This is a genomic window from Psychrobacter sp. N25K4-3-2, from assembly GCF_015351755.1.
Taxonomy (GTDB): Bacteria; Pseudomonadota; Gammaproteobacteria; order Pseudomonadales; family Moraxellaceae; genus Psychrobacter; species Psychrobacter glaciei.
Map to the genome: position 1 here is coordinate 15,133 of NZ_JADKLX010000005.1, position 20,882 is coordinate 36,014.

Here is a 20,882-nt window from a genome sequence, read left to right on the forward strand (position 1 = left end):
TTTTAAAATTGTTGATGAGAGAACGAATAAATTATAGAGAAATCTCAACCTCTATCTTAATTGGTCTTTTTAGATGAATAGTCACTTTAATATTAATAGACGCTGCTTCTGGCGGCTCATTATCTAAAGCGCCATTGACGATATGTGCTATTTTCATCGCTTCTATATCTTTGAGCTCAAAGCCGCTCGCTTTGGCATTTTTCATAACCTTTTCGTAAATCTCCTTTTCATTGGTATTGCGTTCTTTGTTATTAAACGACAGCTGCATCACTTGTGGTCGTTCAACCCGAGACATGCTCATCGCTTTTTGAGACGTTTGCATACTATTCTGAAATTTATATTCAGCTGAACTAGGAACAGAAAATAGAGCTAACGCTGATACTGCCATCACAATCGATAGTATTTTCATCTGTTAATTCCTTATGGTTTGATTGATTGCTTGCGACTCATAGCGAATATATTCGCTATAACAACTATATCTTAATAATCAGTTAATTGAAAATTTAAATTTATATTAGAAATATTAATCAAATTTGATATAAAAAACCTCAGTAAGCTCAGCTCGCTGAGGTTTTTCTGTGTACGCTAACTATTGTATTAAACGCAAAAAAGCCCTGCTATCTTTCGATAACAGGGCTTTTATGATTAAACAGACTTTGTGACGTTGGTAATATTTCTAGCGAAAAGCGATTTGTCGAGGAAGACGAGCGAAAATAGTACCTATTGTACATTAAGCGCATCTGACGAAGAAAAATCGCTTTGTAGTAAAAGTAAAATTACATCATGCCGCCCATTCCACCCATACCGCCCATTCCACCGCCAGCACCCATGCCAGCCATACCGTCATCGCCTTGTGGCAAATCGGTAATCATAACTTCAGTGGTTAGCATTAGACCGGCAACAGAAGCAGCGTTCTCTAGCGCTGAACGAGCGACTTTAGCTGGATCAAGGATACCCATCTCTAGCATATCGCCATATTCGCCAGAAGCTGCGTTGTAACCGTAGTTACCGCTACCGCTCTTCACTTCGTTGACTACCACTGAGGCTTCTTCGCCAGAGTTGGTCACGATTTGACGTAATGGTGCTTCCATCGCGCGACGTAAAATATTGATACCCGCGTTTTGGTCGTCGTTATCACCACGTAGCTCAGACAATGCATTCATTGCACGAACTAGTGCAACACCGCCACCAGGGACAACGCCTTCTTCAACTGCGGCACGAGTGGCATGTAGCGCATCATCAACGCGATCTTTCTTCTCTTTCATTTCAGTTTCAGTCGCAGCGCCAACTTTGATAACGGCAACGCCGCCAGCCAGTTTAGCCATACGCTCTTGAAGCTTTTCTTTGTCATAGTCAGACGTTGATTCTTCAACTTGACGTTTGATAGATTCAACACGGTTTTCGATATCTGCTTTGTTACCAGCGCCATCGACGATCACAGTGTTTTCTTTACCGACAGTGACTTTCTTAGCGGTACCAAGTTGCTCTAGAGTAGCAGTCTCAAGGCTCAGACCAATCTCTTCAGAGATAACCGTACCGCCAGTTAGCGTTGCGATATCTTCTAGCATCGCTTTACGACGATCGCCAAAACCTGGTGCTTTAACGGCACAAGTTTTTAAGCCGCCACGCATGTTGTTCACAACTAGAGTTGCCAATGCTTCGTTTTCTACGTCTTCAGCAATGATTAGCAACGGCTTGCTCTGCTGCATGACTTGCTCAAGTAATGGTACGATCTCACGGATGTTGCTGATTTTTTTGTCAACCAATAAGATATATGGGTTTTCAAATTCAGCAGTCAGGCTGTCTTGCTTGTTCGCAAAGTACGGGCTGATATAACCACGGTCAAACTGCATACCTTCTACGACTTCTAAGGTATCTTCAAAGCTTGAACCTTCTTCAACCGTGATAACGCCTTGCTTACCGACTTTTTCCATCGCTTGAGCAATCAATTCACCGATTTTGGTGTCTGAGTTGGCAGAGATAGAACCAACTTGGGCAATCGCTTTTGAATCGTCTGCAGGGGTAGATAGCAAATGGATTTGCTCAACAGCTGCACGTACCGCTTTATCGATACCGCGTTTTAGATCCATTGGGTTCATGCCAGCGGCAACTGATTTCATGCCTTCTTGCAAGATTGACTGAGCCAATACCGTTGCAGTCGTTGTACCATCACCAGCGACATCGTTGGTACGGCTAGCGACTTCACGAACCAATTGAGCGCCCATGTTTTCAAATTTGTTTTCAAGCTCGATTTCTTTGGCAACCGAAACACCATCTTTAGTGATGGTAGGTGCGCCAAACGACTTATCGATTACCACGTTACGACCTTTAGGGCCTAGTGTTACTCGTACTGCATTTGCTAGAACGTTTACGCCGTCCATCATTTGTTTACGGGCATCTATGCCGAATTTTACGTCTTTTGCCATGTTAAATTACTCCACTATTATAAGTATGAGAATGCAATTAAATGTTTCAATGATATTGTCAAAAATGCGCTGAGTATAAAAACACTCAAAAAGGACTAGCCTTCTAACACACCCAATACATCAGATTCTTTCATGATAAGTAGTTCTTCGCCGTCAACCTTGACAGTTTGACCAGCATATTGACCGAACAAGACTTTGTCGCCAGCTTTTACATCTAACGCGCGAGTTTCACCGTTGTCACGAATCTGACCGTTACCAGTTGCTAGTACTTCACCTTGTGAAGGCTTTTCTTGAGCAGAACCAGGAAGCAAGATACCACCAGCCGTTTTTGTTTCTTCTTCTATGCGGCGGACAACAATACGATCATGTAAAGGACGAATATTCATCAATATGTCTCCAATAATTTAGTTATTTACAATAAGGGTTTATTTGAATTAATGGTCTCAATACCAATATCTATAAGCATTACCGCTTAAAAGCAGCATTCTAAAGATAAGCTTTGAGCTTGTATCAAAAAGTGGGGGCAAGATGGGCTAGCTTCAAGTGTAAACGCCAAAAATTTACAAGATTATTCTAGGGTCTGTTGAACATTCAAATATTAGGACTGCTGATCGATAACATCGCATCAAACTAGGCGTAAACCGACGATAATGTCGAGACCTTAGCTAGGTTTATAACAACGTTTGGGGCAATTTTAGCATCAGCCTTTCAGGGCAGGGATATTTTTTGCCAATACATGGCGAAATTGTCTACCCTAGAATGACTAGGCGTCAAAAATTTCACTGCGTATTGTCTAAAAAATAGCCACTGCCAGTGCCATATTTGAATGTTCAATAGACCCTAATGATAAGTCAGTATTCAGTGTTTTCTATCATTTAATATTATTTAGCAAATGCAATGTACGAACTTTGGAAAAATGAGAAGTGAATATATTGAGGAATGTTGGCTGGATAAAAGGCTGAATGAAAGACTGAATGAAAGGCTGCTAAATCGCGGTACTTAATATAAAACCTATGTTTTATTTGTCTCTTATTTCTGACTTTACAGCAAGTTACCTCTAACCGTTGTATTAAGCTTTATAGCAACATTTGCTACAAGCACTACACGTGCCAGTCTGCTGTTGCTCTTGAAAATGTAACAGAGTATGACCATTATAGGGGCTAGAAATATAAGCTATCAACATAATAAGAACTATCGATAAAAGCTGCTATATCAGCATCATATTAACTAAGGAACATCCATGAGTTTTTTATCAAAAAATAAAAAGTCATCAATAGCCGATTCTAACAACACCACACGTAGCAAGTCCAAACTCTTAACTGCCTTGACCTCGGGCGTTAGTATTGCTGCTATCGGAGCTTTAAGTATGACCGCACCTACCCTTGCCAGAGCAAAAACCATTCAACCATCGAACGCCAATTATAGCTTTACCGTTGAAGACAAATATAAAGGCACGGCTACCCGTACGCTCAACAAATCGGGCAATACATGGAAGTACAATGTCAATGCACGGGTGGCTGGCGTCGCAAGTGCGGCACAAAATAGTACGTTTACCATCAATGGTAACAATGTGATCCCAACTCAGGCCAGTACCACCTATAAGCTCCTAGGTATTGGACGTACACATAAATTAGACTTTAACCCAAGTAGCAAAAAGGTCACCAGTAACTATAGAGGTAAAACCTCAACCATGAGTATGGCGCAGCAAGCCTTTGATGATTTGAGCCTTGAGGTGCAAATTCGCCAAGATTTACTGAACGGTAAATTCTCAGGTAATTACTATATGGCGAAGAAAGATAAAATTGAGAAAACACCCTTTAAAAAATCTGGCAATACCAAAATCACCGTGCCAGCCGGTACCTTTGATACCGTGCGTGTCGATCGTATCCATGATGACGACAGCCGCTCTACCAGTTTTTGGTTAGCGCCAAGCTTAGATTATTTACCGGTAAAAGTAAGTCAGATTAACGATGGCAAAAAGATGGACTTAGAATTAACCAAAGTCAATTAAGGCTTTTATCATACCAGTAAAAAGACGAAAAAAAGCGGCGCTCTAATGCAGAGCGCCGCTTTTTTATGCTGGTAAATCAAGAATAAACGACTAGCGAGAACGAGGCTGCTTAACGACATTATTCATCGATGGTAGACGCTTTAGTAAAATAAATAACCAAACATTGATTGCAAATAGTAAGACAAAATCAAGCAAATAGACCAGAATTTCAATCACGCTGCTGCCATAAAAACGAGTAAACAGCACGACCCCACTAGCCCCTAAGTACACCAAGGTCAGCATACTGCCAATCAATAGCATATAGGGCGAGCGGCCGCGTAATATCACTGGTGTCAAGATAAAAGCCGGAATCAACCACAGCGTTTGCCAAGCGATGCCACCAATGATATCAGGGCTAGTCGGATTAAAAACACTGATCATAATCGGCAAGGCCAGTAACCGGTATGCCATCCAAACCAACCACGTGAGCAGCAAGCGTTGACGCATCGGTGCAATAGGCTTGCCAGCGTCAGTAGCTTTTTCTATTGGGGCATTAGCCTCGTTATCAGAACGGTTAATAGCCATTAGAAGTATCTTTTCCTTATAAGCAATATATCAGTGCGGCTTAGCGACCAAAGTTAGCCTGTGCTAAAGCCGTCGCCGTAATGGCAAGTCTACGACCTTGCGCAATTGCCAGTTCACGCTCATCAGCAGATACCGGTTGATCATGCAACGCGCCGCTAACATGACTCACGCCATAAGGCGTACCACCACGATTGGTACGATTGAGGGCGGATTCTGCATACGGTATACCCACGATCATCATGCCATGGTGCATCAACGGTAACATCATGGTCAGCAGTGTCGTCTCTTGACCACCGTGCATCGAGCCGGTCGCTGTAAATACCGAAGCTGGCTTGTTTTGTAGATTGCCTGCCAACCAAAGGGTGACAGTATTGTCCCAAAAGTATTTCATGGGCGCGGCCATATTGCCAAAGTGCGTCGGACTACCAAGCGCCAGACCGCTGCAACCTTTGAGATCATCCATCGTGCAATACAAATCACCTTCGTCCGGTATCGCAGGCTTGCTTGCCGTGGTTTCGGGTGCAACGGTAGGCACAGTACGGATACGTGCGGTCATGCCAGCATCCTCAATCCCTTGTGCAATCGCATATGCTAATGTCTTAGTCGTACCATAACTCGAATAATAAAGCACCAAAACATAAGGGGTGGTCTGACTCATTAGCAAAACTTCCTCATAAAATCGTCGACGTTATTGTCTTTATCAGTATTCGCAGTGTACCAGCGTTTTACGCTGCCATTAGGCAGTCAGTTTTTGCACAGCCACTTCTATGCCTGTGTATCGTCCAAAGTTAAACACTAAAATATATGTGCACATTATGCCCCAGTCATTGACTGACATGCAAACAAACGCTGCTCGACATTGTAGCGAGCCAAACCCGTTAACGGTGGCTACCGTGCATTTTGACACAATTATTTGGCAGATGCGGGCGGTACATTTTTGTTACACTATTGTCACTCTTATCGCTGCTAAATGGTCGACATGGAAAACTTATTAAAAAAACTCCCATTTTTACACCAACGATGGTTTCAGTTCTTACGATTTTTGATTCGGCACTTTTTTGAAGACAACTGCCAACAAAAAGCGGCGTCACTTACCTATACGACCATGCTATCTATTGTACCGATACTAACAGTACTACTGATGATTTTATCCTCAGTACCAGCATTGGCTTCGGTCAGAGCACAGATTTATGAGGTGATTTATAGCAACTTGCTGCCACAATCAAGCATGCAGGTCAGCGAGTATATCAATAGCTTTGCGGAAAAATCATCAAACCTCACCATCATTGGTGCGATGGTGTTATTTTTTACGACCATCATGACTTTGACGACCATTGAGCGCGCTTTTAACCAAATCTGGCGCGTAGAAAATCGTTCAGGTGGCATCAAAAGCATGCTGCGCTATTGGACCATCGTTACCCTAGGGCCGCTTGTGTTGGGTACGGCATTTATCGCCTCAAGTACCGTGCAAAGCCTGAGTTTTTTAAACCGCCAAATTGCGGGTTATGGTATTGATTGGTCTTTTTGGGTACAAGCCGTCTCAATTGGCATCACCATCGCTGGTTTTATCGGGATGTATTGGTTTATCCCAAAAGCTCGCGTGCCAGCAAAAAATGCAGCGATTGCCGGTATCTTTGTTGCCATCGTCTTTGAGTTGATGAAGCATCTTTTTGGTACTGTGATGGCAAACTTTACCAGTTACGAGGCGATTTATGGTGCTTTTGCCGCGCTACCTATCTTTTTATTATGGATATATTTGTCTTGGAATTTAATTTTATTAGGGGTTGAGATTAGTTATACCTTGACGATTTTTGAAACTGAGGAAGTCTACCCGCGCCATCCGCTGCTTAGCTTGTTAGACATGCTAAATCTCGTGTATACCCATCACTTAGAGGGTGAAGCGGTTAGCGAGCAAGCACTACGTAATGTGCTGGGCCGCAAAGAGTTACCAAAGTGGTATACCTATATTAACTATCTGCAAGATAGCAATCTCATTACCATGACCGAAGACGATGACTATGTGCTCAAAAAGGACTTGCGCAACATGACGTTATGGGACTTTTATCGTACATTGCCTTATCCGCTACCTATCAAGGATGAGCTGGACGAGATGAATCAAGAAGATCAGAAACCTTGGTTAAGCCTGTTGGTCGCTCGATTTGAGAATACTGAGGCATTTGCCAAAGCACAGCTAAACTTACCATTGGGCACTATCTTCACAAACAGTGAGCCTCGCAAAAAATCAGCAAATGACGACGCTGACTCTCATCCGCATAAGAGGGACAAACTGTTTAGAAAAACGATGACTACCCCAACTCAGCAATTAGCCAAAGATACTTCAGATGTTCATAATGATGTCCCGCATTTTGACCCTGTGGCGTATGATAAAGACAGCGATGTAGACTGCGACAATCATGACCATGAAATTGTTATTCCTAAAGACACTGGCGAACAACCAGTAAAAACCGATGCTGGTAGACGCGAAGGTAAAAACACTATCATTACTGAAGCAGACAATCCAAAAGCAATATGAGTAAAATCAGTAATTGAGCGGTAATAGTACGGTTAGCAAGGGAAACCCACCCCGGTTGGATGTCATGCTTGCCGTACTTTCTTGTATTGAACTGATGATGAATTTAACCAACAAAGCAATATAACTGTCAAATAACTATTATTTTGGATACCTCAATACCTATGGCAGCCAATGACCATGCTAAAAACAGCCTCTTTACCCGCGCTGTCAATAAAGGACAAAACGGACTAAAAAATCTCGCACAGTTATGGTCGCTAAAGACGCTAACCGACTTGCCTGATCGCTTTAGAAACCTTTGGGAGCATTTGATTGGCTCTTATTGGTTTATCCCGACTGCTTGTGTACTCGTGGGTATAATACTCGCGCCTATCTTAGTCACGATTGATGAGCACTTTGACCGTGAAACCGTCAGGGAGCTCAGTTTTGCCTTTACGGGCGATGATGATGCGGCACGCGCAATTATGACCGCGATTGCAGGGGCGGTACTTGGCGTCGCAGGCACCACGTTTTCGATAACTATTGCCGTATTATCAATGGCCTCCTCGCAATTTGGGCCGCGATTGTTACGTAATTTTTTGACAGATACGCCAAACCAATTTGTCTTAGGTGCGTTTATCGGTACCTTTAGTTATAGTTTATTGGTCTTAAAGTCGATTCATAAGTATGACGTTGCATTTGGTGTGCCGCAGTTAGCAGTAACCTTTGCCATTATCATGGCGATTATCTGTGCCTTGTTATTAGTATATTTTGTCCAACATATGGTACATGCCATTCAAGCATCGCATGTCATTCAAAATGCCAGCAACGATGCGATTAAAAGTATTTACCATTGGTATAGTGACCAGTGTGATATCACACATCAGCGTGATGTTGAAGACAATGACGTTGAGCAGTTTTACGCTTGGCCGAAGACGACCATCTATTCGCCAAGCTGTGGTTACTTACAACAAATTTATCTAGAATCGTTAATCACATTGACACAAGACTACGGTGGCGTGGTGCAACTCCATGCCAATCTTGGCGATTTTGTCACTGACAAAAACGTTATTGGCTATTTTTATCAACGCCCCGCTGATCATCCAAACAACCTAAAGAGGACGAAGACAGCACACTTGGCTGTTATTCCGCGTACACCCGATGGCATGTTTTGGCAGCGCTTTGCCACCTGCATACGTATTGAGCAGCGCGTAACACACTCTAATGATATCGCTTATAGTCTAGGACAAATGACCGAGATAGCCGTGCGTGCCCTGTCTCCTGGTATCAATGATCCCAAAACGGCGGTCAATTGTGTACAGTCACTGACCACTTGCTTGAGTATTATCATGCGTCGTCAACCACCAAGTCCTTATCACTTTTATACGCCACCAACGCAAAACGACGACGCTGATACTAGCAAAGAGCAACGATTTACAATGCTAGCTGTCGTCACTCATACACCAAGAATATCAGACTTTATTGATACTTCACTTGGTGAGATACGCCGTTACGCAACTGCCGATTTGATGGTGCTAAAAGCCCTCTGTCAGGCAATGGTCGATCTGAACTACGCTCGAGTAAATACAGCACAACAGCAAACCCTGCTGCACGAACTGAAATTGGTTGCGCGCGCAGGCGAGGAAAATCTGAGCTATATCGAATTAATCGATGATCTAAAAGCCATGTGCCAACAGGCAACGCAATTTATCCTTGACGACGACTCTGCTCATCAATATTTTGCATATGTTGGTGAGTTTGCTGCCCACATTGATAAGGCGTTACAGACAGAATCAAGCTAATGATCTGAGTTATTGGCACATCAAATGCCAGCAGATAAGAACAAACACTCTATTGACGCAACACTCATAAGCTTTTGGCTTAGAGATATCTTTACATTCACCCTGAGACTTCTTTCATGGCATCTACCACCAGTCTGACCATCCTTGAAATCAGCGCGATTTTTTTATCTATTACCGCTTTATTGACCTATGTTAATCATCGTTTTATTGGTTTGCCCACCACCATTGGTGTCATGGTCATCTCCATTCTCTTATCTATCGGCGCGATTTTTTTGGGCTTTTTAGGCTTTGACCAGCTCATTGATTATGAGGTCAGCTTATTAGAGCAGCTTGATTTTACTGAAGTACTACTCGACGGCATGCTTTCTATGCTGTTATTTGCAGCAGCGTTGCACGTCAATATTAGTGATTTAAAACGTTATAAATTACCCATTGGTATTCTTGCAGGTATCGGCACCATAGTGTCATCGTTACTCATTGCCACTGCCCTGTATTTTATGCTGCCCCTATTTGACTTTGGCCTACCCTTTCTGTGGTGCTTATTGTTTGGTGCTTTAATATCACCGACTGATCCGATTGCAGTCATGGGTATTTTGGCATCGGCTGGTGCGCCAAAAAGCATCGAAACGGTCATTGCTGGCGAGTCCTTATTCAATGATGGCATCGGCGTCGTTATTTTTGTCTTGCTGCTTGGTATTTTGTCTAGCGGTGATATTCCAACCGCTAATTATGTAGCACATACCTTGGCTGTCGAGGCTGGTGGCGGTGTTGTCTTTGGCTTAGTGCTCGGTGCGATTTTGTATTATTTAATAAAGAGCATTGATAGTTATCAAGAAGAGGTGCTATTAACCTTAGCAGGTGTCATAGGTGGCTACGCGCTGGCCAGTCATTGGCATTTATCAGGGCCACTGGCCATGGTAATGATGGGATTAATGGTCGGCAACCGCGGTCGCGAGCTGGCAATGAGTGATAAGACTCGCCACTATATTGATTTGTTTTGGGAGTTAATAGACGAGATTCTCAACGCTATTTTGTTTGTTTTGATTGGTCTTGAAGTTGTGATAATCGCCTATTCGGGTAACTTATTTATCGCAGGTGGTCTGACCATTATCATCGCTCTATTAGCAAGGCTGATCGTGGTTGGCATGACTACTAAGACCTTTAGTCGTCAACTTAACTTGCCAGCTGGTGCATGGAAAGTGCTGACATGGGGCGGATTGCGCGGTGGTATCTCGGTTGCCCTAGTACTGCAATTGCCTATGGGCACAGAGCGCGATATCTTATTGGCACTCACTTATGCCGTCGTCATTTTCTCCATCTTGGTGCAAGGGTTGAGCGTCGGCAAAGTCGCCAAGAGCATTCGTACGGATGAGAAAACCGTTGAGCTATAGTCAAAGAACTCTAAAACGCTACGATACTGCTGATATTACTTTTCACTGACTATGTAAACAATAAAAATACCAATCATAAAAGCTTGCAGATAATAAAAACCCAGTATAAAGCCATTAACTTTATGCTGGGTTTTTTAATCAGTATCTATAGTCAAGGAATGTTAGAATCGCTACAAGGCAACCGAGTATAGATGTATATTTAATACCTCAAGCGAGGTTAACGCTGTAACGCTTTTATAGTGGATTGACTATAGTACACTGAGTCCATCTAGGGCAGGTAACACCGTAGCGGTTTAAAAGTGCTCTGACTATAAAACTTTATATTAGACCTTTTTGCTTCATATTACGATACACCACAATAACGATGACAATGTTTAAAATAAAAATAGCCAGCTTAAACCAGTCAAAGGGACGGGCAATCAAATAATACAGTTCTATAGGAATAAATATTCCGTAGCCGATGACGCTGAACCAATAGGCCCATGTCTTATCTTGCCACAAGCCATAAGCTTCAATGAAACGTATCGCTGCATAGACAAATATAAATAATAGAAATAAAGGCCAATTTTTACTTGCCTGCTGGGCAATCCGCACGATGCTGTCGATTTGCGGTGCAAGAAAATGACCAAAGTTCTGCTGCCAAGTTTCTGTGGCAGTGGCGAGCCAACGCTCAAGGTCAGTATGCCATAACCATAACGCGACTGCCCCGAGTAGCGCGCTGACCCCTTTAGCCACTTCATAGACGGCTACCGCTTTAATCGACTCACTAGATTCACCGCGTAACCTATCATCATGACTTGACCGGTCATGGCGATTAGCCCTCGAAGATGTCTGTAAATCCTCGTCCCGTTGGGGAAAATTAGCCAAAGAACGTCTCCACGACGCGCCCTTGCAATTTCTGATTAAAGAACGGCGTGTTTTTACCATTTGACAGCATCGATTGCGCAGTGACTTGCCACTCGATATTCGGATCGACCAATACGGCACCGCCAATGTGTTCATATTGCGTGCTAATGCCAGCGATTTTTGCAGGATTTAGACAGATTTTATCGACCAACTGCTCTAGCGTTAATACGTCATCATTGACCAGTTGACATGCCAGCGCCATAAAGGTATCGAAGTTTGAAATACCGGGTGTACAATCGGCAAAGGGCGCTTTTTTGGCAGTACTGTTCAATGGCTCATGATGACTACAAATCGCATCAATGGTGCCATCTTTTAATCCACGACGGATGGCTTGCTGATCTGTATTACTGCGCAGTGGCGGTAACACGTAAGCTTGGGCATTAAAACCCTCTAAATTATCATCGGTTAAATACAACTGATGCATGGCCACATCACAAGTAACCGGCAAACCTTTATCCTTCGCCCAGCGCATTAGCTCAATGGAAGACTTACATGACAATTGGCTAAAATGAGCAGCAATTCCCGTTTCTTCGACCATCAATAGCTGAGTAGACAAGGCCACAGTCTCTGCAATCCATGGAATACCTTTTAGTCCATGATATGAGGCAATATAGCCCTCATGTGCCACCCCATCTCCTGACAGACTGGACTCGTCAGGATAAAAGAATACTTTCATCCCAAAGGTTGCAGCATATTCTAAAGTACGCAGCAATACCAAATCATTGGCAAAAGGTCTACGCGCATTAGACACAGCAATACAGCCCCCTTTTTTGAGTCCTGCGATATTAGATGGACGCTCACCTTCCAAACCTGCCGTTAGTGCACCCAAGATATGCAAATAAATACCGCCATCTTCAAGCGCGCGCTCACGCAAACCTTTTAACAGCGAGCCGTTTTCTAAGATAGGATTGGTATCGGGTGGCGTCACTACATGCAAAAAACCATTGGCTCGAGCAGCGCAACCTTCTGACTTTAGCGTACCGTGTTGTTGTTGGCCTGGTTCACGTAGACGGGCACACAAATCAACCAACGGTGGCAGCAACCACATCTCGCGTCCAGCCTCAAGGCTAGCCAGCTTATCTCTCGCAGTATCTGAAAGTGATGCTTTAAAAGTATCAGGGAGATGGTCAATGAGCGGTGCATCAGTATTGAGCATAGTAGACATGAGCGTTATTACCGTATCAATAAAATAAGTGAGAATAAAACAGCGCGGCAGCGATTACTTACCAGCTGCTTGATGAGCGCGTTGACCTTCCATCGCAAGCGACAATACCGCCATACGAATAGCAATACCGTTATTCACCTGCTTTAAAATCACAGATTGTGCCCCATCGGCAACGCTAGAGGCAATCTCCACCCCACGATTCATAGGTCCTGGGTGCATCACCAACGCATCAGGTTTAGCAAGTGCGACCCGCTCTGGAGTGATGCCATAGTGCTTATAGTATTCATTTGATGACGCCAGTAATGGCGAGCCAATACGCTCGTTTTGAATTCTCAAGCCCATAATCACATCGCAGTCTGTCACGCACTCATCCATATTTTCATAAACTTGTACACCAAAACGCTCAATGCCTTTGGGCAACAATGTACGTGGTGCGCAGACACGAATATCTGTAACGCCTAGCGTTTGCAAGGCGCTGATGTCCGAGCGCGCGACGCGTGAATGCTTTATATCCCCAACGATTGCCACCGATAATTCTTCAAAAGGACGCGGCGCTTCACGGTGAATGGTGAGCATATCCAGCATGCCTTGGGTCGGATGGGCATGCCAGCCATCACCGCCATTGATGATAGCAATGTCTGGTGTGACTTCGGTCGCCATAAAGTGGGCAGCGCCTGAAGCAGAATGGCGTACGACAAAAATATCCGCCGTCATGGCTTGTAGGTTCCACAAGGTATCTCGCAGGCTTTCGCCTTTTTTAGTGCTAGATCGTTCAATATCGATATTGAGCACATTAGCACCCAGACGTTTTTCTGCCACTTCAAAGGTCGTGCGCGTACGCGTTGATGGCTCAAAAAACAGATTCATCACCGTGTAGCCTTCCAGCTCAGGACGATTGATTAATTGTCCATTATCATCAAAAAATGTCTCAGCTTTAGCAATAATCGCCTGCAATTGGGCTTTATTTAACCCTTCTACGCCCAAAAAATGCCGGATGCCGCCATCTATATTAAGCTGTGGACGACTTAACGAGGTATTTAGTTTTTGATGAATGGTATCGGGGTCGAATTTGGCATAATCTGTCGGTGAGATGCTGTGTGTTGCGCTACTATCAATAGAATTTGACATAATGACAAGTCTTTATCGTTGGTTTATATGAGTCAATAATAACGGATTATTCATCTTTGTTTGTTCATTTATAACGGATACGCACAGATACAGGGACATTTAGGCGCTTATTTGCTACAATTTACCCTAATAGTATAAGCGATGTAAAACAAGTTCGGCAGCGCTATTAGATATCGGCAGTGCTATTAGATAATAGTCATAGACCTATACCCACCACAATAAAAAACCAGTACTCTAAAACTATCAATGAATAATAACAGAGATAGTGTAGCTGATTTTGTGTGTGGGACAAAGACGCCGTACCACCTATTTAAATATTTACCTGCTCCAAGAGTGGTTAATGCTACCTGCAAACTGCTTTAGCGCTTATCTTTTTTCAAATTTCTAGGCCATTTATTAGGAAGCCTCATGACGACCTTAGCACACTATTTAAACGCCAATGCGACCAGCCCTGCACTGAATGACGTCATTACGACGGTCACAGACGTTGGCAAAACTATTTCGCAGTTGCTTAGAAAAGGGGCGTTGGCAGATATCTTGGGTGAAGCCGGCAATCAAAACGTCCAAGGCGAAGAGCAAAAAAAACTAGACGTACTGGCAAATGATTTATTGCTTGATGCGTTGGAAAAAAATACCCATTGCGCAGGTGTTGCCTCAGAAGAGCTTGATGATGCTACCGCCGCCAATGCTGATGGCAGTCTTTTGGTATTGTTCGACCCCCTTGATGGCTCATCAAATATCGACATCAATATGGCAGTGGGCACTATTTTCTCTATTTTACCGTATGAGCGTCAAGGTCAGACAAGTGAAAATAGCGATTATTTGCAAGCGGGTAATAAGCAGCTAGCAGCTGGCTATTTATTATACGGCACTTCTACCGTCCTAGCATTGACCATAGCAGATAAGGTTGTCATGTTTAGCTTAGATCCAGACACCAATGACTATGTACTCATTGAAGACCATGTCCAAATCGATGCTGATACAAGCGAGTATGCGATCAACAGCTCAAATTATCGCTACTGGCGCGCACCCATGCAACAGTATATCGATGAATTGATTGCTGGCGAAGCTGGTGTGCGTGGTCGCGATTTTAACACCCGCTGGGTTGCCGCCATGGTTGGTGATGTGCACCGTATCTTATGCCGCGGTGGTCTCTTCACTTATCCGTTTGATACCAAATACGCTCACAAAGCAGGGAAATTGCGCTTGATGTATGAGGCCAACCCAATGAGCTTATTAATCGAGCGTGCTGGTGGCGGTGCTACTGATGCTGTCCATCGTATCCTAGATATCGAACCGACGGATATTCATCAGCGCGTCCCAGTGGTACTCGGTAGCAAGAATGAAGTCAATTATATTAAAGACTTACATGTAAAGCACACTGATAAATAAGTCAGCTGAACCAGTCCGGTAACACTCATTATAATGTCCATTATTGATGTGGATTTATAATGAGTGTCCAAATTCTCTATCTTTTTTTCTAAGCGATCCATTATGGTAGCAAATCCCACCGAGCTGATTACCTCAGATAAAAATACGACGGTCAAACTGGTCAAGGCACTATTGGCGCAAGCTCGACAGCGTAAAAAACAAGGTCAAACTGTCATCGAAGGGATTCATCTCATCGATGCAGCTCTACGTAGCGACTACCCGTTTACCCAAATATTGCTAGCAGAATCCGCCCATAACCATTCTGAGGTGCAGCAGGTTTTAACTCGTCTGCCGACTTATACGCCTATTCTAACGCTATCAGACTCGCTATATGAGAGTATTCGTAGCTTGGGTACGGGTATCGATATCATGGCGCTTATCAATATACCGACGCCTAGCTTAGCGATAATTAATGATGACTGCCTGATTCTGAATGATGTCCAAGACAGTGGTAATGTTGGTACATTACTACGCACCGCAGCAGCAATTGGCATCAAGAACATACTCTGTACCGATGCCACAGCACAAGCATGGTCTCCTAAGACGCTAAGATCAGGTATGGGTGCGCAGTTTGCCCTAACTATCTATGAAGGTCTAAGTGTGCAAGACATCTTAGATTATGTCCAAGTACCACTTTTAGCGACCAGTTCACATACCGATACGATTATTTATCAACATGACTTAAAAGAACCAATCGCTTGGATTATGGGACATGAAGGTCAAGGCGTTTGCGATGAATTGATGCAGTGTGCCACCCCTATCGCTCTACCACAGCCCAATGGTCAAGAAAGCCTCAATGTCGCCATTGCAGGCTCATTATGCTTATATGAAACGCTACGTCAAAGAAGCTACTCTTAAAGCGCACTGTCATTTATGTAGTAAAGATAAAAGATTGATAAAAAAATGACTGAATAAATATATTTATTCAGTCATTTTTTTATTTAGATCTGATTCGTTCAACTCTACATACACATTAGTTTTGTGCTTCCATAAAGCTCGCGGAATAGTTGTTCGGTGCATTAAAGTTAGTAAAACTAATACTAATAGATTTTTCCAGTCCATTCACACAATGCCACCACCCGATAGGAATGAATAATGCATCGCCAGCTTCAATAGTGATTTCAACTGGGGTCACATGCCGCATCAAAGGATGGTTCTTCAGATCGAAAGTAGGAAAATCCACTTCACTGTATACGTGCAAATCATTGTATAACCAAGGTACTTGCCATGCTGGAATCAATGTTACTTTCTTAGCACCATATACTTGAACCAGCATATTATTGGTCAAATCGTGGTGTAGCGGTGTAAAGGTTCCTTTGGGTCCCATCCAAAAATACGTACTAAAGGCCGCATCATTGTCCAAAAGCTGTCGATAACCTTTACCAAAATCACCGATGTCATCAAGTGCCGGTTTAATGGTTTCAACGTTTTGTTGCGTGTTATTAGCAGTCATATAATAGTTGTTACTTTCACCGTCATTTTCTATCATATTGACAAATTCAGACATCAGCATTGATTTACGATACTTATCAGAATGACGTTCAAAAAGCGCATCATTCTCGCGGTTGAACTGCACCTGAATTTCTGCATCTCCCAACGTATCTGCAAAATACTGTGGGCTCCATTTTTTTAGTGCTGGCCAATGGTCAATACCTTTTTTCAGTACCACAGGCTTATGTTTACTATAGTAATCTTTAATAAACACCTCAAACGGTGGCGTATCGATCACATCAATTTTCTGATTATAACCAGGATCTAACTTGGCCAAGTCATCGCAGGTGCTAAGCAGCCATTCTCGTTTTTTTAGGAGCTTAGCGGCTTTAATGCCTGCTTGTAGGTAAGGACTTTTAGAAGCCGTCTCTATTTCTAGTAATATCTCCGCATGACTAAACCCTTGCTGCGTCAATACGTTCGCAATACTGTTTTTACTCGTGCCTTCAAGCAAATTGGTAGCGACCCATTCTTTCCAGTTATTTGGTAGCCTACGAATCGGTTGTTTACTGTCGTTTGCTGCTACCTTAAAATCATCACTCAGTGCGACTTTTATTTGAGCATCTGAAAAGCGATTATCCTTTAGTGTTTGAACGATTGTCTCTGTTTGAACACCGCGCATCATATTCGTTGCTACCCAATCATTCCATTCCTGAGGTAAGCGTTCTGACATGTTTAATCCTGCCTCCATTAGTATCTCCTAATCCCTTAACGTACTAATTAATTGGTCTATCATTTAGTCATCTATAGTCAGATCAATCTAAAAAAATACAAATCAAATGATAGTATCAGTATATTAGCTGACATTTATCCATTTGACTAGCGTGTGCCCTCATTTTGATAGGTCTTATAAAATCGAGATAAATTCTAAGGCGTATTACCATTTTGAAAATAGTAATAAAAACAAGCTAAATTACAGCGATATAAAAAGTGGCATAGAAAATATCAGCATCTAAAATATCCCATAAAAAAGCCCCCGATTCATTGAATCGGAGGCTTTACGATTTATCATAGATTAAGCGATATCAGATGCTTAATCGTTCAAGCTTAAACCTTGCTGGTTAGCTCAGGCAATGCTTCAAACAAATCAGCTTCTAAGAAGTAATCCGCAACGCTAGCGATAGGCGCTTCTGGGTCATTGTTGATAGCAACGATGACTTTAGAGTCTTTCATACCAGCTAGATGCTGAATAGCACCTGAGATACCAGCAGCGATATATAGATCCGGTGCAACGATTTTACCCGTTTGACCGACCTGCATATCGTTTGGTACATAGCCTGCATCAACAGCAGCACGTGATGCACCAACCGCTGCGCCTAATTTGTCGGCTAATGGCTCGATGTACTTAGTGAAGTTCTCACCATTGGCCAATGCACGACCACCAGAGACAACAATACCAGCTGAGGTCAATTCAGGACGGTCAGATTTCGCCATCTCTTCGTTAACAAAGCTTGATTTACCTGTTTCTTGTACGTTATCGATTGCTTCAACTGTGGCTGAACCACCTTCGCTCGCGACTGGATCAAATGCGGTCGTACGTACAGTCAATACCACTTTATCTTCTGATGTTTTAACAGTCGCTGTTGCGTTGCCTGCATAGATAGGACGCTCAAAAGTTTGCGCATCTACGACAGCAGAGATTTCTGACAACATGCTCACATCAAGTAATGCCGCAACACGTGGCATGAAGTTTTTGCCAGTCGTTGTAGCAGGTGCAATGATATGGCTGTAATCACCAGCAATATCAGCAACCAATAGCGCTATGTTACCAGCCAATTGATGCTCATAAGCTGCATTGTCAGCCAATAGTACTTTAGCCACGCCTTCAGCTTTTGCTGCTTCATCAGCCACTGCTTGCGCGCCGCTACCAGCGACCAATACATGGACATCACTACCCATTTGTTTAGCAGCAGCGATAGTGTTTAAAGTTGCCTTTTTTAGACTGGCATTGTCATGTTCTGCATATACCAAAATTGCCATTGTTTTTATCCTTTATTTGTTCGTATCATCTATTCATGTGGTCATCTGTTCATAAAATTATTCGTACGCTTAGCTTTAAAATACACGAGCAGCGTCATGATAATTTTACACAGAATACGCTATAACAAAGTACTAGATTACTTTTGCTTCGTTTCTTAGCTTATCGACCAATTCATCAACTGACTTCACTGTAATACCAGCTTTACGTTCAGCAGGTGGCACAACTTTAATAATCTCTTGCTTAGAAGCCATATCAACACCAAAATCAGCTGGCGTTTTTTCATCAAGTGGCTTTTTCTTCGCTTTCATGATGTTAGGCAGTTTGGCATAACGTGGCTCATTCAAGCGCAAATCAGTTGTAATCACCGCTGGCAAGTCAAGCGCAAGCGTTTGTAAACCACCATCGATTTCACGTGTGACGTTGACTTTATCGCCTTCAACTTTCACTTCTGAGGCAAACGTACCCTGACCAATGCCCATCAATGCGGCTAGCATCTGACCAGTTTGGTTGTTGTCGTCATCAATCGCTTGCTTACCCAATAGGATAATATCTGTAGATTCAGACTCAGCAATGCTTTTCAGAATCTTAGCGATTTGCAGTGGATAAGGCTTGGCGTCAGTCAATACTAAAACACCACGATCAGCACCCAATGCTAGCGCTGCACGGATTTGCTCTTGTGACTCTTTTGGACCAATAGACGCAACAATGATTTCATCAATCACACCCGCTTCTTTTAGACGAACGGCTTCTTCTACTGCAATTTCATCAAAAGGGTTGATTGACATCTTAGTGTTAGATAGATCCACGCCAGAGTTATCAGCTTTTACACGAACTTTTACGTTATAATCAATGACACGCTTGACCGCTACTAATGCTTTCATACGTTCCTCGTTTATTAATGTTATGAATTAAAAAATTGTCAGTTAAGAACCAAAGGTTCATCTTTTAAACTGTCGTTCAAAGTGCTACTTAAGGTCGTTACTGCCTCAACAGCAAATTAATAGTCAGAAATGCCAAAACAATACCAAAGGGTATCGGTCTACTATTCCCTACTCATCAAATCTGTTAAAGCTAAGCCAACCGTTATTATCAGACCTATCTATCTTGCGCGAGCAGCGCCTTAAGGTCAAGGCAGTGCCGTGAATAATGCGTCATAAATTTGTCACTATTCTTAAAAAAATAGTTTATAGACCTATTATTTACGGTTTCATTCTAATAAGGGGCTTAACCTTTTGCCCTTTATAGCATTATCATCGCATTACTTACTTAACGTTTTGTTATTATTTATCACCTCAATGCTTTTTATGCCCTTAAAACAATTTATAAAGTGCTTTTATCAGGCTTAATCAACAAATCACTATCACGAATATCATCAAACAACGACCAATCGGGAATGGTGTTATCATTTTTAATGACACTCATGTCCCCTGTGGTTTCCATAATAACTGCAAAGACTTCGCTCTTGGATTTGAGCCCATTTTTGCGTAGTACTTCTTGCACATCACTGGTACTCAAATTCGCTTCTTTTAGGTTATCCAAAAAATATTCACCATGCGCCATCAGTATGATGGCCTGATTATCAATCAAGGATTTCAAGGGTTTGACTTTACGTCTGATAACTGAGATAACCCCTTGAATCATAAATAGCACAGCAACGGCGAATAAGCCTTGTAACAAAGACGGGCTATCGGACAACACTGTTGAGGCCAGTATGCTACCAATACCAACTGTCATGGCAAAATCATGGCTCGAGAGCTTAGAAAAACTTCGTAGCCCCATCAATCGCGTAAATAACATGAGTCCTAAATAAAACCCAAGCGCTGATAATGAAATACCCAATACTTGCTGCCATTCAATTGAAAACCATGTATGCCACTTCATAAAACACCCTCTTTCCTGCATTTTTATTACGTAAATACGTTACATTATCTGGAATCATCGACCGTTCAAACCGCTAGTATTTAACGACAGTTATTTTCAATGTGAAATAAATGGCACAAAAAAAGCAACCTGATGAGAGGTTGCTTTTCTTTAAAGTCTAAACAGTATTTTTATTGTTTTAACAAACAAAGAAATC

18 protein-coding genes are annotated in these 20,882 nt (G+C 42.7%); 6 read left to right on the plus strand and 12 right to left on the minus strand.

Annotation, left to right across the window (positions count from 1 at the left end):
• Window positions 1-31: 31 nt before the first annotated feature.
• From IOD06_RS11520 to IOD06_RS11530, 3 genes are all read right to left on the minus strand, one after another.
• Entirely contained in the window at window positions 32-409 is a 378-nt protein-coding gene (locus IOD06_RS11520; protein ID WP_189586340.1) for a hypothetical protein, read from the minus strand.
• Window positions 410-776: 367 nt separating this feature from the next.
• Window positions 777-2,426 (minus strand): chaperonin GroEL, encoded by a 1,650-nt coding sequence (groL, locus tag IOD06_RS11525; RefSeq protein WP_189586337.1) that lies wholly within the window; start codon window positions 2,424-2,426, stop codon window positions 777-779.
• 95 nt (window positions 2,427-2,521) lie between these two features.
• Window positions 2,522-2,815, minus strand: a complete 294-nt coding sequence (locus IOD06_RS11530) for a co-chaperone GroES (protein WP_025652227.1) — start codon at window positions 2,813-2,815, stop codon at window positions 2,522-2,524.
• Window positions 2,816-3,666: 851 nt separating this feature from the next.
• Here IOD06_RS11530 and IOD06_RS11535 point away from each other — a divergent pair.
• On the plus strand, window positions 3,667-4,437 hold the full coding sequence (locus tag IOD06_RS11535; protein ID WP_194621006.1) for a DUF3108 domain-containing protein: 771 nt from the start codon (window positions 3,667-3,669) through the stop codon (window positions 4,435-4,437).
• 90 nt (window positions 4,438-4,527) lie between these two features.
• Here the strand turns inward: IOD06_RS11535 and IOD06_RS11540 are convergent, their stop codons facing one another.
• Together IOD06_RS11540 and wrbA are read right to left on the minus strand one after the other, a co-directional pair.
• Window positions 4,528-5,001 (minus strand): hypothetical protein, encoded by a 474-nt coding sequence (locus IOD06_RS11540; protein WP_194621007.1) that lies wholly within the window; start codon window positions 4,999-5,001, stop codon window positions 4,528-4,530.
• A gap of 40 nt (window positions 5,002-5,041) precedes the next feature.
• Window positions 5,042-5,659, minus strand: coding sequence for an NAD(P)H:quinone oxidoreductase (gene wrbA / locus IOD06_RS11545; RefSeq protein ID WP_194621008.1), 618 nt, complete (start codon window positions 5,657-5,659; stop codon window positions 5,042-5,044).
• A 321-nt stretch (window positions 5,660-5,980) separates the two neighbouring features.
• Here wrbA and IOD06_RS11550 point away from each other — a divergent pair, with 321 nt between their 5' ends.
• From IOD06_RS11550 to IOD06_RS11560, 3 genes are all read left to right on the plus strand, one after another.
• On the plus strand, window positions 5,981-7,534 hold the full coding sequence (locus IOD06_RS11550; protein WP_194621009.1) for a YihY/virulence factor BrkB family protein: 1,554 nt from the start codon (window positions 5,981-5,983) through the stop codon (window positions 7,532-7,534).
• 161 nt (window positions 7,535-7,695) lie between these two features.
• Window positions 7,696-9,312, plus strand: a complete 1,617-nt coding sequence (locus IOD06_RS11555) for a DUF2254 domain-containing protein (protein ID WP_194621010.1) — start codon at window positions 7,696-7,698, stop codon at window positions 9,310-9,312.
• Window positions 9,313-9,428: 116 nt separating this feature from the next.
• Window positions 9,429-10,703 carry a sodium:proton antiporter gene (locus tag IOD06_RS11560; protein WP_194621011.1) on the plus strand — a complete coding sequence of 425 codons (1,275 nt, stop codon included), beginning with the start codon at window positions 9,429-9,431 and terminating at the stop codon, window positions 10,701-10,703.
• 318 nt (window positions 10,704-11,021) lie between these two features.
• On the opposite strand, the gene IOD06_RS11565 is transcribed toward IOD06_RS11560, so the two are convergent.
• The 3 genes from IOD06_RS11565 to IOD06_RS11575 all read right to left on the minus strand — a co-directional run bounded on the left by IOD06_RS11565 (window position 11,022) and on the right by IOD06_RS11575 (window position 13,902).
• Entirely contained in the window at window positions 11,022-11,570 is a 549-nt protein-coding gene (locus IOD06_RS11565; RefSeq protein ID WP_194621012.1) for a DUF2127 domain-containing protein, read from the minus strand.
• Window positions 11,563-12,657, minus strand: coding sequence for a dihydroorotase (locus tag IOD06_RS11570; RefSeq protein ID WP_141629679.1), 1,095 nt, complete (start codon window positions 12,655-12,657; stop codon window positions 11,563-11,565). The genes IOD06_RS11565 and IOD06_RS11570 overlap by 8 nt, the downstream gene beginning before the upstream one ends.
• A 171-nt stretch (window positions 12,658-12,828) precedes the next feature.
• Window positions 12,829-13,902 carry an aspartate carbamoyltransferase catalytic subunit gene (locus IOD06_RS11575; protein ID WP_194621014.1) on the minus strand — a complete coding sequence of 358 codons (1,074 nt, stop codon included), beginning with the start codon at window positions 13,900-13,902 and terminating at the stop codon, window positions 12,829-12,831.
• Between the two features lie 408 nt (window positions 13,903-14,310).
• Here IOD06_RS11575 and IOD06_RS11580 point away from each other — a divergent pair, with 408 nt between their 5' ends.
• Both IOD06_RS11580 and IOD06_RS11585 read left to right on the plus strand, forming a co-directional pair.
• Window positions 14,311-15,294, plus strand: a complete 984-nt coding sequence (locus IOD06_RS11580; protein ID WP_194621015.1) for a class 1 fructose-bisphosphatase — start codon at window positions 14,311-14,313, stop codon at window positions 15,292-15,294.
• 102 nt (window positions 15,295-15,396) lie between these two features.
• Entirely contained in the window at window positions 15,397-16,191 is a 795-nt protein-coding gene (locus tag IOD06_RS11585; protein ID WP_194621016.1) for an RNA methyltransferase, read from the plus strand.
• Window positions 16,192-16,306: 115 nt separating this feature from the next.
• Here IOD06_RS11585 and IOD06_RS11590 read toward each other — a convergent pair whose 3' ends face one another.
• The 4 genes from IOD06_RS11590 to IOD06_RS11605 all read right to left on the minus strand — a co-directional run bounded on the left by IOD06_RS11590 (window position 16,307) and on the right by IOD06_RS11605 (window position 20,686).
• A complete protein-coding gene (locus tag IOD06_RS11590; protein WP_194621017.1) occupies window positions 16,307-17,497 on the minus strand; it encodes a cupin-like domain-containing protein in 1,191 nt (396 codons plus the stop codon).
• 374 nt (window positions 17,498-17,871) lie between these two features.
• Window positions 17,872-18,804 carry an electron transfer flavoprotein subunit alpha/FixB family protein gene (locus tag IOD06_RS11595; RefSeq protein ID WP_010196802.1) on the minus strand — a complete coding sequence of 311 codons (933 nt, stop codon included), beginning with the start codon at window positions 18,802-18,804 and terminating at the stop codon, window positions 17,872-17,874.
• A gap of 132 nt (window positions 18,805-18,936) precedes the next feature.
• Window positions 18,937-19,686 (minus strand): electron transfer flavoprotein subunit beta/FixA family protein, encoded by a 750-nt coding sequence (locus IOD06_RS11600; protein WP_010196801.1) that lies wholly within the window; start codon window positions 19,684-19,686, stop codon window positions 18,937-18,939.
• A 439-nt stretch (window positions 19,687-20,125) separates the two neighbouring features.
• Entirely contained in the window at window positions 20,126-20,686 is a 561-nt protein-coding gene (locus tag IOD06_RS11605) for a DUF421 domain-containing protein (RefSeq protein ID WP_189586303.1), read from the minus strand.
• Between the last annotated feature and the right edge of the window lie 196 nt (window positions 20,687-20,882).

Excerpts from the sequence above, each read along its gene's own strand:
- groL (WP_189586337.1), bottom strand. The coding sequence starts at position 2,426 with ATGGCAAAAGACGTAAAATTCGGCATAGATGCCCGTAAACAAATGATG.
- IOD06_RS11555 (WP_194621010.1), top strand. The coding sequence starts at position 7,696 with ATGGCAGCCAATGACCATGCTAAAAACAGCCTCTTTACCCGCGCTGTC.
- wrbA (WP_194621008.1), bottom strand. The coding sequence starts at position 5,659 with ATGAGTCAGACCACCCCTTATGTTTTGGTGCTTTATTATTCGAGTTAT.
- IOD06_RS11550 (WP_194621009.1), top strand. The coding sequence starts at position 5,981 with ATGGAAAACTTATTAAAAAAACTCCCATTTTTACACCAACGATGGTTT.
- IOD06_RS11520 (WP_189586340.1), bottom strand. The coding sequence starts at position 409 with ATGAAAATACTATCGATTGTGATGGCAGTATCAGCGTTAGCTCTATTT.
- IOD06_RS11570 (WP_141629679.1), bottom strand. The coding sequence starts at position 12,657 with ATGTGGTTGCTGCCACCGTTGGTTGATTTGTGTGCCCGTCTACGTGAA.
- IOD06_RS11600 (WP_010196801.1), bottom strand. The coding sequence starts at position 19,686 with ATGAAAGCATTAGTAGCGGTCAAGCGTGTCATTGATTATAACGTAAAA.
- IOD06_RS11580 (WP_194621015.1), top strand. The coding sequence starts at position 14,311 with ATGACGACCTTAGCACACTATTTAAACGCCAATGCGACCAGCCCTGCA.
- IOD06_RS11560 (WP_194621011.1), top strand. The coding sequence starts at position 9,429 with ATGGCATCTACCACCAGTCTGACCATCCTTGAAATCAGCGCGATTTTT.
- IOD06_RS11540 (WP_194621007.1), bottom strand. The coding sequence starts at position 5,001 with ATGGCTATTAACCGTTCTGATAACGAGGCTAATGCCCCAATAGAAAAA.
- IOD06_RS11535 (WP_194621006.1), top strand. The coding sequence starts at position 3,667 with ATGAGTTTTTTATCAAAAAATAAAAAGTCATCAATAGCCGATTCTAAC.
- IOD06_RS11605 (WP_189586303.1), bottom strand. The coding sequence starts at position 20,686 with ATGAAGTGGCATACATGGTTTTCAATTGAATGGCAGCAAGTATTGGGT.
- IOD06_RS11575 (WP_194621014.1), bottom strand. The coding sequence starts at position 13,902 with ATGTCAAATTCTATTGATAGTAGCGCAACACACAGCATCTCACCGACA.
- IOD06_RS11590 (WP_194621017.1), bottom strand. The coding sequence starts at position 17,497 with ATGTCAGAACGCTTACCTCAGGAATGGAATGATTGGGTAGCAACGAAT.
- IOD06_RS11595 (WP_010196802.1), bottom strand. The coding sequence starts at position 18,804 with ATGGCAATTTTGGTATATGCAGAACATGACAATGCCAGTCTAAAAAAG.
- IOD06_RS11585 (WP_194621016.1), top strand. The coding sequence starts at position 15,397 with ATGGTAGCAAATCCCACCGAGCTGATTACCTCAGATAAAAATACGACG.